The 17,787-nt window shown below is 58.1% G+C and carries 12 protein-coding genes; all 12 read right to left on the reverse strand.

The genetic code is table 11. The features are described from left to right. Positions 1-522: 522 nt before the first annotated feature. A complete protein-coding gene (gene eno, locus L1249_RS13765) occupies positions 523-1,812 on the reverse strand; it encodes a phosphopyruvate hydratase (protein ID WP_172415924.1) in 1,290 nt (429 codons plus the stop codon). A 68-nt stretch (positions 1,813-1,880) separates the two neighbouring features. Next, positions 1,881-2,744, reverse strand: coding sequence for a 3-deoxy-8-phosphooctulonate synthase (kdsA, locus tag L1249_RS13770; protein ID WP_062372343.1), 864 nt, complete (start codon positions 2,742-2,744; stop codon positions 1,881-1,883). A gap of 10 nt (positions 2,745-2,754) precedes the next feature. Beyond that, positions 2,755-4,410, reverse strand: a complete 1,656-nt coding sequence (locus tag L1249_RS13775; protein ID WP_228168971.1) for a CTP synthase — start codon at positions 4,408-4,410, stop codon at positions 2,755-2,757. A gap of 355 nt (positions 4,411-4,765) precedes the next feature. Next, positions 4,766-6,184, reverse strand: a complete 1,419-nt coding sequence (locus tag L1249_RS13780) for an FAD-dependent oxidoreductase (RefSeq protein ID WP_228168972.1) — start codon at positions 6,182-6,184, stop codon at positions 4,766-4,768. A 32-nt stretch (positions 6,185-6,216) separates the two neighbouring features. Beyond that, on the reverse strand, positions 6,217-10,659 hold the full coding sequence (gene gltB / locus L1249_RS13785) for a glutamate synthase large subunit (RefSeq protein ID WP_228168973.1): 4,443 nt from the start codon (positions 10,657-10,659) through the stop codon (positions 6,217-6,219). A 454-nt stretch (positions 10,660-11,113) separates the two neighbouring features. Further along, a complete protein-coding gene (gene aroB, locus L1249_RS13790; RefSeq protein WP_058578280.1) occupies positions 11,114-12,217 on the reverse strand; it encodes a 3-dehydroquinate synthase in 1,104 nt (367 codons plus the stop codon). Further along, entirely contained in the window at positions 12,214-12,780 is a 567-nt protein-coding gene (gene aroK / locus L1249_RS13795; protein WP_058578279.1) for a shikimate kinase AroK, read from the reverse strand. The genes aroB and aroK overlap by 4 nt, the downstream gene beginning before the upstream one ends. Continuing rightward, positions 12,780-14,825, reverse strand: coding sequence for a type IV pilus secretin family protein (gene pilQ / locus L1249_RS13800; RefSeq protein WP_074210994.1), 2,046 nt, complete (start codon positions 14,823-14,825; stop codon positions 12,780-12,782). The genes aroK and pilQ overlap by 1 nt, the downstream gene beginning before the upstream one ends. Positions 14,826-14,885: 60 nt before the next feature. Next, positions 14,886-15,404, reverse strand: coding sequence for a pilus assembly protein PilP (locus tag L1249_RS13805; RefSeq protein ID WP_074210995.1), 519 nt, complete (start codon positions 15,402-15,404; stop codon positions 14,886-14,888). Beyond that, entirely contained in the window at positions 15,401-16,048 is a 648-nt protein-coding gene (locus L1249_RS13810) for a type 4a pilus biogenesis protein PilO (RefSeq protein ID WP_074210996.1), read from the reverse strand. Before L1249_RS13810 ends, L1249_RS13805 begins: the two co-directional genes overlap by 4 nt. Further along, on the reverse strand, positions 16,045-16,614 hold the full coding sequence (locus L1249_RS13815) for a PilN domain-containing protein (protein WP_074210997.1): 570 nt from the start codon (positions 16,612-16,614) through the stop codon (positions 16,045-16,047). Before L1249_RS13815 ends, L1249_RS13810 begins: the two co-directional genes overlap by 4 nt. Beyond that, positions 16,611-17,672 (reverse strand): type IV pilus assembly protein PilM, encoded by a 1,062-nt coding sequence (pilM, locus tag L1249_RS13820; RefSeq protein WP_074210998.1) that lies wholly within the window; start codon positions 17,670-17,672, stop codon positions 16,611-16,613. The genes L1249_RS13815 and pilM overlap by 4 nt, the downstream gene beginning before the upstream one ends. Between the last annotated feature and the right edge of the window lie 115 nt (positions 17,673-17,787).

Here is a 17,787-nt window from a genome sequence, read left to right on the forward strand (position 1 = left end):
GCTTCCTTCAGACCCCACCGTTGGCCAGTGACGCCCTTGCCAGTCGGATTGTCTTCCCCTCAGTCGGGGTGACGCCATCTTCTTTCAGATGGCCGGGTTTGCCGGCTTCGCCGGGCAAACAAAAAAAGGCGGCCCGTAGGCCGCCCGCTCCAAGCACTTCCTCTGACCACTCCCTGTGTCAACCTCCTCAGGTGACTTCCTTGCCAAGGCTCACATCACTGTGTCACCCAGCGCACCTGCATACATCCCGTTGCATCCTGCCTGAAGCATCCTTGCCTCCCCTTGTCCTGAATGCATTGTGGCAGAACAGCGCAACTTCTCAAGCGGACCCAATACGCAAAAGGCGAGCCCAAGGGACCCGCCTTTCTTTCATAAAACCCAACTAAGACAATCACTTAAAGTTGAATTAGTGAAAAATCTCGCTTTTTCTTACAAGGTTTCGAGCGAATTTCGTCGGCATTTGTAAGAGATCTCTTACAAATTTTTGAGAGATCTCTTACACGCGAACGCTATGTTTTTGACCTACTGGCCTTTGATGGCTTTCAAACCGGGGTAGCTCACATCCCCTAGCTCGGCTTCGATCACCAGCAGGCGGTTGTACTTCGCGACACGGTCAGAACGACACAGCGATCCGGTCTTGATTTGTCCCGCACAGGTGCCTACGGCCAGATCAGCAATGGTAGTGTCTTCGGTTTCACCACTACGGTGGGAGATGACCGCCGTAAAGCCCGCATCTTGGGCCATTTTAATCGCGTCGAGGGTTTCGGAGAGCGAGCCAATCTGGTTGAACTTGATCAGAATCGAGTTACCGATCTGCTCGTCAATGCCACGCTTAAGGATTTTGGTATTGGTGACGAATAGGTCGTCCCCCACCAGCTGCACCTTGTCGCCCAGCTTGTCGGTCAAGGCTTTCCAACCGGCCCAGTCGGACTCGTCCATGCCGTCTTCGATAGACACGATCGGGTAGTCGGCACACAGGCCCGCTAGGTAGTCCGCAAAGCCTTCGGCGTCGTAGCTCTTGCCTTCGCCAGAGAGGTTGTACTGGCCATCCTTGTAGAACTCGGAAGAGGCGCAGTCCAGTGCCAGCGTGACGTCGCTGCCCAGGGCATAACCGGCATCGGCCACCGCCTGCTTGATGACGGCCAGTGCCTCGGCGTTGGATGTCAGGTTGGGCGCAAAGCCACCCTCATCCCCTACCGAGGTAGACAGCCCCTTGGCAGACAGCACTTTCTTCAGCGCGTGGAAAATTTCCGCGCCCATGCGCAGGCCTTCACGGAAGTTGGGGGCGCCCACCGGCTGCACCATGAACTCCTGAATATCCACGTTATTGTCGGCGTGCTCACCGCCGTTGAGGATGTTCATCATCGGTACCGGCATGCTGTACTGGCCTGGCTGACCGTAAAGCTCGGCGATATGGGCATACAGTGGCACGCCTTTGGCATTGGCCGCCGCCTTGGCTGCCGCGAGCGACACCGCCAGAATCGCATTGGCTCCCAGAGTCGCCTTGTTATCCGTGCCATCCAACTCCAGCATGGCATTGTCCAAACCGCGCTGGTCCCGCGCATCCATTCCCAACAACGCATCACGAATCTTGCCATTCACGGCCTCGACGGCTTTTAAAACGCCTTTACCGAGGTAGCGCGCCTTGTCGCCATCACGCAGTTCGAGTGCTTCGCGGGAACCCGTGGAGGCACCGCTGGGGGCACAGGCAACGCCTACGGCACCGCTTTCCAAACGTACGGTGGCTTGAACGGTCGGGTTACCGCGCGAATCGAGCACTTCCAGCGCACTGATTTCAACAATTTTGGTCATGACAGTGTCCTTTGGTTGTCGGTCTAATCGATGAGAGGTCCAATGTATACCACGGATATCCGCCGCGATTAACGGATGGTCAAGGGGGCGAAGCCTTTGACCAGCGCGTCCAGCTGTGACAGTTGGGTCAGAAACGGTTCGAGCTGGTCCAGTGGCAGTGCGCAGGGGCCATCGCACTTGGCGTTATCGGGGTCTGGATGAGCTTCCAAAAACAGCCCGGCCAAGCCCACTGCCACACCCGCGCGAGCAAGCTCGGCAACCTGGGCACGGCGGCCATCGGCGCTGTCCGCCCGGCCACCTGGACGCTGCAGAGCATGGGTGACATCGAAGAACACCGGGTAACCGGTCTGCTTCATGTCGCCAAAGCCCAGCATGTCCACCACCAGGTTGTTGTAGCCAAAGCTGGTGCCGCGCTCGCAGAGCATCAGGCGGTCATTGCCCGCTTCCTGAAACTTGTTAAGGATATGGCGCATTTCGTGCGGGGCCAAAAACTGCGGCTTTTTGATATTGATGGCAGCGCCCGTTTTCGCCATTGCCACCACTAGATCGGTCTGGCGCGCCAAAAAGGCCGGCAGCTGGATGATATCGGCGACTTCAGCAGCAGGCGCTGCCTGCCAGGGCTCGTGCACATCGGTAATGATGGGCACGTTATAGCGCGCCTTGATATCGGCCAGGATTTGCAGGCCTTTTTCCAGCCCAGGCCCCCGGTAGGAGTGGATCGAGCTGCGATTCGCTTTGTCGAAACTGGCCTTGAACACATAAGGCATACCCAGCTTTTGCGTCACATTCACGTAGGCCTGCGCCACTTCATCGGCCAGCTCCGCCGACTCCAGCACGTTCATGCCGCCAAGCAGCATGAGTGGCAAAGAATTGCCGGCGGTTAAGCCGGCAACGTTGATGTGATGCTCTGGGAATTGGGACTGAGAAGACATGCTTCCCCCTTTATTCCTGAGGTGCGGCGTGGGCACGGGTGCGTGCCGTTTTGTGTTCTAGTGCGGCATTGACGAAGCCAGAGAAGAGCGGATGACCGTCGCGAGGCGTCGAGGTGAACTCCGGGTGGAACTGACACGCCACGTACCAAGGGTGGTCCGCCAGCTCGACGACTTCGACCAGCGACTGATCGACGCTCTTGCCCGAAATCACCAGGCCTGCGGCTTCCAGATCATCGATGAACTGGTTGTTGACCTCGAAGCGGTGGCGATGACGCTCGACGATTTCGTCGGCACCGTACGCTTCGCGGGCTTTACTGCCGGATACCAGGTGGCACACTTGGCCGCCGAGACGCATGGTGCCGCCCAAGTCAGACGCCGCATCACGCAGTTCGATCTTGCCTTCGGCGTTGATCCACTCAGTGATCAAACCCACCACCGGGTGTTTGGTATCGTGAGTAAACTCGGTGGAGTTAGCATCCTTCCAGCCTGCCACGTTGCGCGCAAACTCAATCACCGCCACCTGCATGCCTAAACAGATACCCAGGTAGGGAATGTTGTTTTCACGGGCAAACTGGGCGGTCAGAATCTTGCCTTCCACACCGCGCTCGCCGAAACCGCCGGGCACCAGAATGGCGTCTTTGCCTGCCAGGCGCTCGGTGCCGTGACGCTCGATGTCTTCAGAGTCGATGTAGTCGACGTTGACCTTGATGCGGCCCTGAATACCCGCGTGGATCAGCGCTTCGTTCAGCGACTTATACGCATCCAGCAGCTCCATGTACTTGCCGACCATGGCGATGCTGACAGACTTCAGCGGGTTGAGCTTGGCGTCGAGTACCTTGACCCACTCCGACAGATCCGCAGGTGCTGCTTCCAGGCGCAGCTTGTCGCAGACGATATCGTCCAGACCGTGCTCGTGCAGCATCAGCGGAATGCGGTAGATGGTGTCGGCATCTTGCAGCGGCACCACCGCACGCTCTTCCACATTGGTGAACAAGGCAATCTTGCGACGCTCGCTCTCCTCAAGCTCCACTTCGCTGCGGCAAATCAAAATATCCGGCTGGATGCCGATGGAGCGCAGCTCTTTTACGCTGTGCTGCGTCGGTTTGGTTTTGGTTTCGCCAGCGGTCTTGATGTACGGCACCAGGGTGAGGTGCATGTAAATGGCGCGGCTTGCGCCCAGCTCGCTGCGAATCTGACGAATGGACTCCAGGAAGGGCAGTGATTCGATATCGCCAACCGTCCCGCCGATCTCCACCAGCGCCACGTCGAAGCCTTCGCCTCCGGCGTAGACGCGCTGCTTGATCTCATCGGTAATGTGCGGAATGACCTGCACAGTGCCACCCAGGTAGTCACCCCGGCGCTCTTTGCGTAGCACATGTTCGTACACGCGGCCGGTGGTGAAGTTGTTGCCCTGGGTCATTTTGGTGCGAATAAAGCGCTCATAGTGACCTAAGTCCAAGTCCGTCTCGGCGCCATCCTCGGTGACGAACACCTCGCCGTGCTGGAAGGGACTCATGGTGCCCGGGTCCACGTTGATGTACGGGTCGAGCTTGAGCATGGTGACCTTAAGGCCGCGGGCCTCGAGAATCGCCGCCAGCGAGGCCGACGCGATGCCCTTGCCAAGAGAGGACACAACGCCGCCGGTCACGAAGATATATCGTGTCATGGAAAACCTGTCGAAACGTGATCAAAAGGCGTAACAGAAAGCCACACCAGGATGGGACGACAGAATAGCAGAGTACGCCTTAAGGCTCAATTTGAACTGAAACAGCGCCAGCTCTTGGTCGCGAGCTAAAGCTGCCTCCCACCCTAGCTATTGGCTACACATAACTAGCTACTGGCTGTACATAAACAGTGGGAGGCCAATTGATCGGGCCAAAGGATGCCGATGCGCAGTTGCCCCAGAAGTAGGTCTGCGCGAGGGCGCTGTGACCCCATCCCTGGGCGCTACTTTGGTCATCCATGACAAAAGACCCTCGCTACGACCTACCCCTGATGCTGTTCGGCATGACATACACACTTTACACGCCTAGGTAATCCAGAATGCCTTCAGCGGCCTGACGCCCTTCATAAATAGCGGTGACCACGAGATCGGAGCCGCGCACCATATCGCCACCGGCAAAGATTTTCTCGTTGCTGGTTTGGAAGGCGTACTGGCCATGCTCGGGTGCCTTGACCAGATCCCAATCGTTGACCTCGATATTGGCGCTTTTGAACCATGGGGCCGGACTTGCCTGGAAGCCAAAGGCCACCACCACCGCATCAGCGGCGATGATCTCTTCAGACCCCGGCACCACTTCAGGACGACGACGGCCATTCTCATCCGGCTCGCCCAGGCGCGTACGAACCACTTTTACGCCTTCGACTTTGTCTTCACCCACTACCGCTACCGGCTGGCGGTTGAACAGGAACTCGACGCCCTCTTCCCGTGCGTTAGCCACTTCACGGCGCGAGCCCGGCATGTTCTCTTCATCGCGGCGGTAGGCACAGGTCACGCTGGCGGCGCGCTGACGAATCGAGGTGCGGTTACAGTCCATCGCGGTATCACCACCGCCCAGTACCACCACGCGCTTGCCTTCCATGGAGATGAAGTCGCTGGGGTCTTTTTCGAAGCCCAGGCGGCGGTTGACGTTGGCAATTAGGAAATCCAGCGCTTTGTAGACACCGGGCAGGTCTTCACCGGGGAAGCCACCCTGCATGTACTTGTAAGTACCCATGCCCAGGAACACCGCGTCGTACTCCTGCAGCAGCGTCTCGAACTCGACATCAGTACCGATTTCGGTATTCAGACGGAACTCAACGCCCATCTCCTCGAATACCGCACGGCGGCGCTCCATGACGTTCTTTTCCAGCTTGAACTCAGGGATACCAAAGGTCAGCAGACCGCCAATTTCGGGGTACTTATCGAACACCACCGGCTTGACGCCGTTGCGCGCCAGAATATCGGCACAGCCCAAGCCCGCAGGACCTGCACCAACAATCGCGACTTTCTTATCGGTCCACACCACTTTGGACATATCAGGGCGCCAGCCCATGGCAAAGGCGGTATCGGTGATGTATTTCTCCACCGAGCCGATCGTCACCGCGCCAAAGCCATCGTTCAGGGTGCAATCGCCTTCACATAGGCGGTCTTGCGGGCACACGCGGCCACACACTTCCGGCAGCGAGTTGGTTTTGTGGGACAGCTCGGCGGCTTCAATAATGTTGCCTTCCACCACCAGCTGAAGCCAGTTAGGAATGTAGTTGTGTACCGGGCACTTCCACTCACAGTAGGGGTTGCCGCAGTGCAAGCAGCGGTGCGCCTGGCTCGCCGCATCGGTGGGCTTGAACGGCTCGTAAATTTCCGCGAACTCTTTGGCTCGGGTGTGCGCCGGTTTTTTCTGTGGGTCTTTACGACCCACGTCGACAAACTGAAAATCGTTATTTAAACGGTTGGCCATGATCTTTCTCCTCGAAGCGTAGGCGCTGACGGTTATTGCGGCTGACGCCGAGACTGATCCAGCAGACTACCCAGGCTGGCCGCTTTTGGCTTCACTAGCCAGAAGTGGCGCGCGTAGTCGCTAAAGTCTTCCAGAATCGCCACACCGCGTGCGGAACCCGTCGCGGCCACGTAGGCCTCGATCATTTCCCGCAGGTGGCGACGGTAGGCTTCCATCGCTTCGGTGTTGACCCGGTGAATTTCGACCAGCTCGTGGTTGTACTTATCCACGAAGCTACGATCTTCATCCAACACGTAGGCAAAGCCACCCGTCATGCCCGCCCCAAAGTTAACGCCGGTTTCACCCAGCACGCAGACCAAACCACCGGTCATGTACTCACAGCAGTGGTCACCCGCGCCTTCGATCACCGCCGTGGCGCCGGAGTTACGTACCGCAAAACGCTCGCCAGCGGTACCGGCAGCAAACAGCGTGCCACCCGTAGCCCCATAGAGGCAGGTGTTGCCGATAATGGCCGTTTTGTGGCTCTCGAACTGGCTGACCTTGGGCGGCACGATGACGATGCTGCCGCCGTTCATGCCTTTACCGACGTAGTCGTTGGCATCGCCTTCCAGGTAGAGGTTCAGGCCACGAGCGTTCCATACGCCAAAGCTTTGGCCCGCCACGCCGGTAAAGCGCGCGGTGACCGGTGCGGCCTCAAGGCCATCTTCACCGTAACGCTTGGCAATGGCACCGGAGGTGAGCGCACCGACACTGCGGTCGCAGTTGGTGATGGTAAAATCGAACGTGCCGCCAGACTGAGACTCAATGGCCTCTTTCAGCGCCGCCAGCACTTCCTGGTTCTTGGCACCCGGGTCGTGAGGCACGTTGCGGCTCACTTCGCAGAACTGCGGCGCATCCGCAGGCACGAAGTCGTTCGCCAACAGCGGCATTAAATCCAGCTTGCGCTGTGATGCCGTATTGCCTTCCAGCACTTCCAGCAGGTCCGTGCGGCCAATCAGGTCGGTGAGCTTGCGAACGCCCAGCATGGCCATCAGCTCGCGTACTTCTTCGGCAATAAAGCGGAAGTAGTTCTTCACCATATCCACGGTGCCGCGGAAGTGCTCGCCGCGCAGGAAGTCGTCCTGGGTCGCTACACCGGTGGCACAATTGTTCAGGTGGCAAATACGCAGGTATTTACAGCCCAGCGCCACCATCGGCGCGGTGCCAAAGCCGAAGCTTTCGGCCCCCAGAATCGCCGCTTTGACGACGTCGAGGCCGGTCTTCAGACCACCATCGGTTTGCAGACGAATTTTGTCCCGCAGGCCGTTAATGCGCAGCGCTTGATGCACCTCGGGCAGGCCCAGCTCCCAAGGGGAACCGGCGTGCTTGATGGAGGTGAGCGGGCTTGCCGCCGTGCCGCCATCGTAGCCAGACACAGTGATCAAATCCGCATAGGCTTTGGCGACGCCAGTGGCAATGGTGCCGATCCCTGGCTCGGAGACGAGTTTCACCGAGACCTGCGCGTCTGGGTTGACCTGCTTGAGGTCAAAGATCAGCTGCGCCAAGTCTTCGATGGAGTAAATATCGTGGTGCGGCGGCGGCGAAATCAGCGTGACGCCGGGCACCGAGTAGCGCAAGCGGGCAATCAGCTGATTGACCTTACCGCCCGGTAGCTGGCCGCCCTCACCGGGCTTCGCACCCTGGGCCACTTTGATCTGCAGCACTTCGGCATTGACCAAGTAAGCTGGCGTAACACCGAAACGACCTGAGGCGATCTGTTTGATCTTCGAGCTGCGAATGGTGCCGTAACGGGCTGGGTCTTCGCCACCTTCACCGGAGTTGGAGCGACCGCCCGCCTCGTTCATGGCCTGGGCCAGCGCTTCGTGCGCTTCGGGCGACAGCGCGCCCAGCGACATGCCTGCGCTGTCGAAGCGTGGAATCAACGCTTCGATGGGCTCGACCTCTTCCAGCGGAATCGGCGTGGCCGCAGGCTTGAGTTTCAGCAGGTCACGAATGGTGGCCACGGGGCGCTCGTTCACCAGCTGCGCAAATTTCTTCCACTTGGTGTAGCTGCCCTCTTGCACCGCCGCCTGCAGCGCCTTGACCACATCCGGATTGTAGGCGTGGTACTCGTGGCCGTGCACGTACTTGAGCATACCACCCTGGGAGATACCTTTGCGGGGAATCCACGCCTCTTTGGCTAGTAGCTCTTGCTGGAGCTGCAGCTCGGCAAAGCCGGTGCCCTGAATGCGCGACGCCATGCCCACGAAGCAGGTCTCCATGACCTCATCGGCTAGGCCCACGGCTTCGAACAGCATGGAGCCACGGTAGGAGGCCAGCGTCGAAATGCCCATCTTCGAAAGGATCTTGAAGAGCCCCTTCTGCAGGCCCTTGCGGTAGTTCTCGCGGGCATCTGCCGGGTTACCGGTGAGTTCGCCAGTGCGGTGCATGTCGGCCATCACCTGATACGCCAGCCAAGGGTAGACCGCCGTGGCGCCCACGCCGAACAGTACCGCCATTTGATGGGCGTCGCGGGCATAGCCGGTTTCGACCACGATGTTGGCATTGGGGCGCAGCGCCAGGCGGCCCAGGTGGGAGTGCACCGCACCCACGGCCAGCGCTGCCTGAATGGGCAGTTGGCCTTTGGGCAGCTCCGCATCGCTCAGCACCAGAATCACTTTACCCGCTTTTACCTGCGCTTCGGCTTCTTGGCAAAGCGCGGTAATCGCCTGCTGCAGGCTGGTCTGCTCTGGATCGTACCCGAGCGGCAGCATATGGCTAGCAAAGGCCGGATCGTCCTGGCTCACCAGGGCGGTGAACTTGCGTGGCGACAGCACCGGCGTGGTCAGGATCAAGCGGTGCGCGTGCTCCGGCGTGGCCTTGAAAACGTTCAGCTCGGCACCGCAGCAGGTTTCCAGCGACATGACGATCGCTTCGCGCAGCGGGTCGATGGGCGGGTTGGTGACCTGAGCAAACTTCTGCCGGAAGTAGTCGGTGAGCAGGCGCGGGCGGCTCGACAGGACCGCCATGGGCGTATCATCGCCCATGGAGCCCACCGCTTCCTGGCCGCTTTCTGCCAGCGGACGCAGCACCTGGTCACGCTCTTCAAACGTTACCTGGAACATCTTCTGCTGCACGTTCAGCGTATCCGTGTCCATCGTTTGGAAGCGCGCCAGTTCGGTCAGCGCCGACTCCAGGTAGCTCGCTTCCTGTTTCAGCCAGCGCTTGTAGGGGTATGCGGACTTCAGGCGATCATCGATGTCCTGAGTGTGCAGCACTTCGCCCGTTTGGGTATCGACGGCCAGCATCTGGCCGGGGCCGACGCGGCCTTTTGCCACCACGTCTTCCGGCTTGTAGCCGTAGGTGCCGATTTCGGAGGCCAGGGTGATGTAGCCGTTCTTGGTAATCACCCAGCGCGCCGGACGCAGGCCGTTACGGTCCAGCATACAGACCGCTTGGCGACCGTCGGTCATGACCACGCCTGCGGGGCCGTCCCACGGCTCCATGTGCATGGAGTTGTACTCGTAGAACGCGCGTAGCTCGGCGCCCATGGTCTCGACGTTTTGCCAGGCGGGCGGCACCATCATGCGCACGGCGCGGTGCAGCTCCATACCGCCGGTCAGCAGCACTTCCAGCATGTTATCCATACTGGAGGAGTCGGAGCCGGTGGTGTTGACGATTTCGTCTAGTTTAGCGATATCCGGCAGACGCTCGTTGACGAAGTTCGCCTTGCGCGAGTTCGCCCAGCCGCGGTTGGCTTCGATGGTGTTGATCTCGCCGTTGTGCGCCAGCAGGCGGAACGGCTGCGCCAGGGGCCAGCGCGGTGCAGTGTTGGTCGAGAAGCGCTGATGGAAGACGCAGATGGCGGTTTCCAGGCGTGGGTCGTTCAGGTCTTTATAGAAGGCCGGCAAATCTTCCGGCATGACCAGGCCTTTATAGGAGACCACTTCGCTGGAGAGCGATGCCACGTAAAAGTCTTCGTCGCTGCGCAGCGCCTGCTCGGCGTAGCGGCGACCCATGAAAAGATCGACATCGAAATTGTCGCTGCTGCCGGGGGCAACGAACAGCTGCTCGATACGCGGCAGGCAGTCCAGCGCCATGGGGCCGCAGACACTCGAGTCCGTGGGCACTACGCGCCAGCCCAGCACGTCCAAACCGCGTGCACTTAACTCAGCCACCAGCGTCTCTTTGGCTTTGGCGGCACGCGCATCGTCGTTGGGTAAAAACACCGACCCCACCGCGAAGCGCTCGCCCAGCTCTACATCGAGCGACTCTTTAGCAGCAGCACGCATGAACTGTGCGGGCATCTTTAGCAGCAGGCCACAACCGTCGCCGGTTTTACCATCTGCCGCGATGCCGCCACGGTGGGTCATGCAAGTCAGTGATTCGATAGCCGTTTTCAGCAAGTCGTGGCTGGCCTGCCCTTCCATGTGGGCAATAAGGCCAAAGCCGCAGTTATCGCGAAACTCGCCTGGCTGGTGAAGACCTCTATTCATGGGCGTGCCTCTAGTCAGCGTATTTTGTAAGCAGCGTTTTTATGGTATAATCACGGGTTTTTCTTTTTTATGACTCTTGTTACCCGCCCAAAATAAGGGGTTGTCCGCATTCGCTGCTGCGAGAAAAAGGTCGCTCAGCATAGCGATTTGCCACCGCGTAGCGCAATCGCTCGACACTCACCAATCGTCAAAAACCCTCGCCAAATCCCATAGTTGCACCACCGCTCAATAAAAAAACAGTTATACTTCAACGGCTTGCAGACTAAAGCAACGGTATTTCAACGATCAATATAGAGCACTAGACTTTAGTCTAATTTTTACTAAAAACCCCATGCCGATAGCGCATAAGGCATACGGATATCACTAGCCAACAGCCACTTCGGCGCTTTCTAGACAAACAAAACCCGCCTGTTTCGAGGCGGGTTTTGAGCGGGTGTGCTTACGGGTGATTCCCCTAGCCGCGCGGATAACCATCGAGTAGTTGTTTCAGCGTCTCGATAGGCGTGGCATCGCTAATGCAGGCATCGCCCAAGTCGTTCAGTAGCACCAGACGCAGACGCGCGTCCACGTTCTTTTTATCCAGCCGCATTCGTGTCAAGAAGTCATCCGACGACATGCCCGTTGGCGCAACCAGCGGAAGGCCCGCGCTTTCGATCACCGCTTTCGTGCGCTCTAAGGCATCAGCGCTGATCCACCCCAACTGGTGGGAGAGCGTGGCGGCCATCGCCATGCCGGCTCCTACGGCTTCGCCGTGCAGCCAGTTGCCGTAACCTTGATGCGCCTCGATGGCATGGCCAAACGTGTGGCCAAGGTTCAACAGCGCACGAACGCCCTGCTCGGTTTCGTCTTCCGCCACAATATTGGCTTTGATCTGGCAGCTTTTGGCAATTGCATCTGCCACCACCTCGGGTTCGACGCGGCGCAGCGCCGCCATGTTCTGTTCCAGCCAAGCAAGGAAGGCGGCATCGCGAATGAAGCCGTACTTCACCACCTCCGCCAGCCCTGCAGAGAGCTCCCGCGCAGGCAGCGAGGTCAGCGTGGCGATATCCACCACCACGGCTCTGGGCTGCCAGAATGCGCCAATCATGTTCTTGCCCAGCGGATGATTGACCCCGGTTTTACCGCCTACCGAGGAGTCCACCTGAGAAAGTAGTGTGGTGGGCACTTGAATGAACGCCACGCCGCGCTGATAGGAAGCAGCGGCATAGCCCACCATATCGCCAATCACACCGCCGCCAAGGGCAATGAGTGTGCAGCGGCGGTTAAAGCCGGCTTCCAGCAGCGCATCCCAAATGCGTCCTACCTGCTCGATGGTTTTGTACTGCTCGCCATCTGGCAGCACCACGGCACGCACGTCTAAATGCTCGGGTAAGCTAGAACGCAGCGTGTCTAAGTAGTGCGGCGCCACGGTTTCATTGGTAACGATCATGACTTGGCTACCGGCCAGATAGGGCACAAAACTGTCTGAGCGATTTAATAGCCCAACGCCAATATGGATAGGGTAGCTGCGCTCACCCAGTTCAACGGTTAGCGTACGGTCATGGGCTAGCTCTGTCATTGAGATACCTTTTTATGTGGGGCGCTGGCGGTTTCTAACGGATCAATCAAGCGATGCACGCGGCGTAAAATTTCATTCACCACGGCACGGGGGCTACGGCGATCCGTACGTACCGTAATGTCGGAAGTAGCACGGTAGAGCGGATCACGGGCGGCGAACATATCGTTGAGCACCTGTTCGCGATTCGCGCACTGCAGCAACGGGCGGTTGCGATCTTTGGCGGTGCGTTTTAGCTGCTGCTCGACAGTGGTCATCAAGTACACCACTGTACCGCGATCGCGCAGCGCTCGGCGGTTCTCTTCTCGCAGCACCGCGCCACCGCCGGTGGCGACCACGACATCCGTGAGCTGGGTTAACTCATCAATCATCTGAATTTCCCGCAGGCGAAAGCCCTGTTCACCCTCAACATCAAAAATCCACGGGATGTCTGCCCCGCAGCGGTCTTGGATAGCGTGGTCACTGTCATAAAAAGGACGCGAAAGCTCTGCCGCCAGTAGGCGACCAATCGTGCTTTTACCAGCCCCCATGGGGCCTATTAAGAAAAGATTGGGTAAATCCTGCATCAGCGAACCGCCAAACCATCATCAAGTAATCGTGGAGTGATAAAGACTAATAACTCTACCTTTTCATTGCTCTCTTCGGTATAGCGAAACAGCCTGCCCAGTATAGGAAGATCGCCCAGCAGCGGTGTTTTCGCTATTTGGCTCAGCTGTTCAGTGGTCAAAATACCGCCTAACACCACCGTCTGGCCATTATCGACCAGCACCTGGGTCTCGATTTGGTTGGTATCAATGGGCGGCTCGCCGCCGAACTCGCTCTCACGGAAGCTGTCGTTCTTGATTACCAAATCCATAATGATGCGGTTATCTGGGGTAATTTGCGGCGTGACCTCCAGCGACAGCTCCGCCTCCTTGAACTCGGTATCGGGGTTGCCCTGGGCATCGACACTCTGGAATGCCCGCTCCTCCCCTTGGCGGATCGTTGCGGTGCGCTGGTTGGCAGTAATCACCCGAGGCTGCGAAATGGTCTGGCTTTTGCCTTCGCTTTCAAGGGCGCGCAACTCAAGGTCGAGCAGAATATCCCCTGAGAGATAGCCAAAGCTGAAGCCCGTATCAGCCGCTGTCGTTGAGCCTAAGTCCACCGCCAGGCCACCTTGGGCACGGTTGAGGCCGCCAGGATTGATGTTGCGCGGCACGAACTGCCCGGCTTCGTTTTCCAGGAAGCCTCGGGTGCTGGAGACGCCCCAGTTCACCCCCAACTCTCGGGAAGCGCTATCACGAGCAATCACGATGCGCGCTTCGATCTGCACCTGACGCACCGCCACATCCAGTCGGTCCAGCGTCCGCATAATATCGCGCACCTGTTCGGCCGTGTCTTGAATGAGCAGTGTGTTGGTACGCTGGTCAACGCTAACGCGGCCACGCTCAGTGAGCAGCCCAAAACCGTCACCACCACGCAATAGCTGTGCTAAATCTTCGGCCCGTGCGTACTTTATCTCGATGAACTCAGTCACCAACGGCGCCAAGGTTTGCTGCTGGTTACGGGCCTCAATCTCTTGACGCTCAATCTCGGCCAGCTCACTGGCCGGCGCTACTACAATCACATTGCCCTGTTCACGGCTAGAGAGCCCTTGGCTTTGCAAAATCAGCGCCAGCGCCTGGTCCCAGGGCACATCGTTGAGGTTGAGCGTTACTCGCCCAGTAACACTATCACTGGCGACTAGGTTCAAGCCGGTAAACTCAGCCAGCGTCGCCAGCACGGCTCGCACCTCAATATCTTGGAAATTGAGGCTCAGACGGTCGCCGGTGAAGCTTTCTCCCTGCTGCGCGCGGTCCTGCTGAGAGGCTTGGCTCACCGGCTGCACTTCCACGGTGAGAGTTCGCCCGCTTTGCGATGAAATCATCGCGTAGGGGCCGTTAGTTTGTAGCTCAAGCAGGGTTTCCCGCTGGCCAGTGCGGGGGGTTATGCGGGTAATGGGGGTAGCAAAGTCGGTCACATCGTAAATTTGATTCAAGGAATCAGGAATATCTACGTCGCGAAGCTCAGCAATAACGCGGCCCTCACTCCCTTCCCGCACTTGCGTCACTACCCCTTCACGATCAAAAGAGACCAGCAAACGCCCTGCCCCATCAGCCCCCCGCTGGAAGTCGATATCCGTTACTTGCGGCCCTAGGGCAGTTTCCAACTCGCTACTCATACCTGCGGGCGAGTTGTCATTCGCAGCGCTAGTACTTTCAGGGCTTAGGGTGATGCGCAGCTGATCCCCTTCTATGCGAGAGGTGTAGTCCAGCGGCTCGCTCAGGTCGACCACTAGCCGTGTACGGCCATTGCCCTCCAACGCGGTAATACGCTCCACACCTGCGCTGTCTACGTTAATACGCCGCTGAGGCAAGCTGCTTTGGGTATCGGCTAGATCTAGTGCTAGACGCGGCGGAGTATTCAGCCGATAGCCGTGAAGCTCGGCAACGCCGCCGCTAAATTGCAATACCAGCTCCACCTCGCCGCCACTGGTTGAACGCACATCAAGGTCCGTTAGCACTGAACCCAGGGCAAAGGCGGGCATCAGGGCTAACAATGGCAGCGTAATTAGACGAAGCATGACGACCATAGCGTGTTATCCGATAACAAGTAAAAATACATAGGGCGCACCGTGCGATATATGCTTAGCCTACTCATTCAGGGTGAGCGATGCCTGACGCTCCTGCCAACCCTGCAACTGATTAAAAATACGTTCGGTTATGCGTACTTCTTGCGGGCCAATCGCGGTGATATGCCCGTAGTTAGTGCCTAAATAGTTGCCTTCACGCACACTATAAACGCTGCCATCAGGGGCGCTAATCAACGCCACCTGCTTCCCGCCCATGCGCAATGTGCCAACTAAACGCAGCGCCTCCAGCTGAAACTGCTCTAGCGGCTCGGGGGTGCGCTGCTGATCCGGGGCGAGTGCACTCTCCATCACTGCTACCGTGCCGTTGGCACGAATGCTTTCTGGTGCTAAGAAGGGGCTTCGCACCTCGCGGTAACGGTAATCTACCAGCTGATACTCAGGAATCGTCGGCATAATCACCGGTGGCTGCCCTGCCGGTGTACGACGAATCTCTTCCATCACGGTATCTAACTGGCTCAGGTTGGCATCGCCACAGCCCGCTAACAGAACCACCGCTGCAATGCTAAGTAGACGCTTCATGGGGCGGGCTCCTCCCCTTCCACTGCTTCTATATAGCTATAGGTGCGTGCCAGCAGCGACATGCGCAGCGAGTCACCACTCTGCCCGGCAGGGACAAGGGTTAAATCGTGCTGGGTCACAATACGCGCAAGCTGGCTGATATCTGCCACAAATTGCGCTAGTTCGTGATAGCCGCCGCGCACCTGAATATCCAGCGGATGCTCCACATAGTGAGTGTTACTCACGGTAGGCCTTAAACGGATAGCTTCAATGCTTAAATTGTTTTCCACCGCCGCATCGCTGATGCTGTCCAGTAGCGACGGAATCTCAGCGCTGGTAGGCAGCATGGCGCGCATGGTCGCCATTTGCTCCTCTAACTCCTCCAACTGCTCCCGCACTTCAGGCAAAAAGGCCGCTTCGGATACTTTGCTGCGATATTCGTTCAAAAGGCGCGCTTCTTGGCGTTGGGCCGCTTCTAGTTCGGCACGCTTGTCGCTTACCAACCACCAGCTCAAGCCGCCAACGGCAATGACAAAGGCCAGCCCCCCACATAGCGCTTTTAATAGCGCAGGCCACTCTCCCGCCTCTTTTACATCCAGCCCCTGCCAATCTACATCTTGCAGCTGCCGCCACTCACTCCGCCAGCGTTCACGCCCCCAGATCATGGCGCTTCCTCCTCAGCGGCGGCTTCTTCTACGACAGACTGTACCACGTCAAACTGGAACACTCGGCTGGTACCATCTTCGCCACTGGCTACCTCAGAGAGTTGTGGCACCCCAAACCCTGGCATACTGGCGATTTGGCGCAGTTGATCCGATACCTGCCGCTCGCTGCCCGCCATGGCAGAAAAGCTAACCTGTTCACCACTGCGGGAGAGGCGCTGATACACCACGCCATCCACCACGCTGGCAGCAATATTATTGAACAACTGTACAGTGCCTATCCGCTCGGCTTGCAGGGTTTGAAACAGCGTTAGTTGCTCACCTAACCGGGCTGCGGTTGCTTGATAGCGCTGCACGTCGGCGATGTCGTTATTCAAGCGCTCAATGTGGTTCGTGATATACGCATTGCGCTGCTGCTGAGCCGATAACTGCTGCTGATAAATTTGCAAGATACCCAGCCCTAAACCAATACCCGCTAAGAACATCATCACGACTACCCCATAAAATCGGCGTGTACGCTTTTCACGGCGTGCTTCCCGCCAGGGCAGCAGGTTGATATTAATGCTCATAACCCAACCCTCATCGCCAAACCACCAGCGGTGAGCATGGCCGGTGCATCATTGGTTAGGGCTTCAATATTAAGGCGTTTATTCACACGCATACGTTGGAACGGGTTGGCAATCGTCACCGACATACCGCTATCTTCTGAAATACGTTCGGCAAGGCCGGGAATAACGCTTGAACCTCCCGCTAATACAATGTGTTGCACCTCATGCTGGCGAGCAGCGGTGTAATAAAGCTGCAGCGAGCGACCTACTTGCTGTACCACGGTTTCCAAAAACGGATTCAGCACTTTCTCGTGATAGTCATCCGGTAGGCCGCCGTACTTTTTGGCAAAGCCGGCCTCTTCGTTACTCAAAGAGTAATGGTCGCGAATCGCGTCGGTGAGCTGGCGACCGCCAAACACCGTGTCCCGGCTGTAGACAATGTGACCTCCACGCACCACGTGAAAGGCGTTCATGTTCGCACCAATATCCACTAGCCCTACGCAGGCGTTGGGGTCGTTCTCTATGCTGAGTTGACGACGCAGCTCGGCCAGCGAGCGCTCCATGGCGAAGGTTTCCACATCCACCGCCGCAGGCTCAAGACCTGCGCGCTCTAAGGTTTCTGTGAGTTGCGAGACATCCTGCTGGCGGCACGCCACCAAAATCACCTGCTGCTGCTCTTCATCAAAGGGCGCGGGGCCTAGGCAATGGAAATCGAACGCTACCTCGCTGAACGGAAACGGAATATGCCGGTCAGACTCGGCAATGATGCGCTCCTCTATTTCATCTTCGCTAAGCGAAATGGGAAACTGGAGCGTTTTGGTAATCGCGGCGCTGGCCGGAACGGCCACGGCGGCTTTGCGCGTCGAGGGTTTGGCATGCTCAACAGCGCGACTAAGCACATTGGCGACATCGTTCATGTCACGAATACGGCGCTCGACTACCGCGCCTTCGCGAAGCGGGCGCACGGCGTAGCTCTCAACTTGGTAGTTGTCGTTGCACTGTTTAAGTTCAAGTAGCTTGACGGTGGCCGAGGTAATATCGACACCAATCAACCCTTTACTGGGTTTTAGTAAGCGCATGCTGACTCCGGCTCCGCCTGCCTATCGTGCGAGTTTCGAGGTTACATGATTTTTAGTTAAGGCACACGCCAATGCCTCTACGCCATATCAACACTGGTGGCCGCTGCCTCCCCTT

The organism is Halomonas sp. Cn5-12 (assembly GCF_021532545.1).
Classification (GTDB): domain Bacteria; phylum Pseudomonadota; class Gammaproteobacteria; order Pseudomonadales; family Halomonadaceae; genus Vreelandella; species Vreelandella aquamarina.

Bases quoted from the DNA above. Each gene is read 5' to 3' on its own strand.
- aroB (WP_058578280.1), bottom strand. From the start codon at position 12,217: ATGACAGAGCTAGCCCATGACCGTACGCTAACCGTTGAACTGGGTGAG.
- kdsA (WP_062372343.1), bottom strand. From the start codon at position 2,744: ATGTCTTCTCAGTCCCAATTCCCAGAGCATCACATCAACGTTGCCGGC.
- L1249_RS13805 (WP_074210995.1), bottom strand. From the start codon at position 15,404: ATGAAGCGTCTACTTAGCATTGCAGCGGTGGTTCTGTTAGCGGGCTGT.
- L1249_RS13780 (WP_228168972.1), bottom strand. From the start codon at position 6,184: ATGGCCAACCGTTTAAATAACGATTTTCAGTTTGTCGACGTGGGTCGT.
- aroK (WP_058578279.1), bottom strand. From the start codon at position 12,780: ATGCAGGATTTACCCAATCTTTTCTTAATAGGCCCCATGGGGGCTGGT.
- L1249_RS13810 (WP_074210996.1), bottom strand. From the start codon at position 16,048: ATGATCTGGGGGCGTGAACGCTGGCGGAGTGAGTGGCGGCAGCTGCAA.
- gltB (WP_228168973.1), bottom strand. From the start codon at position 10,659: ATGAATAGAGGTCTTCACCAGCCAGGCGAGTTTCGCGATAACTGCGGC.
- pilQ (WP_074210994.1), bottom strand. From the start codon at position 14,825: ATGGTCGTCATGCTTCGTCTAATTACGCTGCCATTGTTAGCCCTGATG.
- L1249_RS13815 (WP_074210997.1), bottom strand. From the start codon at position 16,614: ATGAGCATTAATATCAACCTGCTGCCCTGGCGGGAAGCACGCCGTGAA.
- pilM (WP_074210998.1), bottom strand. From the start codon at position 17,672: ATGCGCTTACTAAAACCCAGTAAAGGGTTGATTGGTGTCGATATTACC.
- eno (WP_172415924.1), bottom strand. From the start codon at position 1,812: ATGACCAAAATTGTTGAAATCAGTGCGCTGGAAGTGCTCGATTCGCGC.
- L1249_RS13775 (WP_228168971.1), bottom strand. From the start codon at position 4,410: ATGACACGATATATCTTCGTGACCGGCGGCGTTGTGTCCTCTCTTGGC.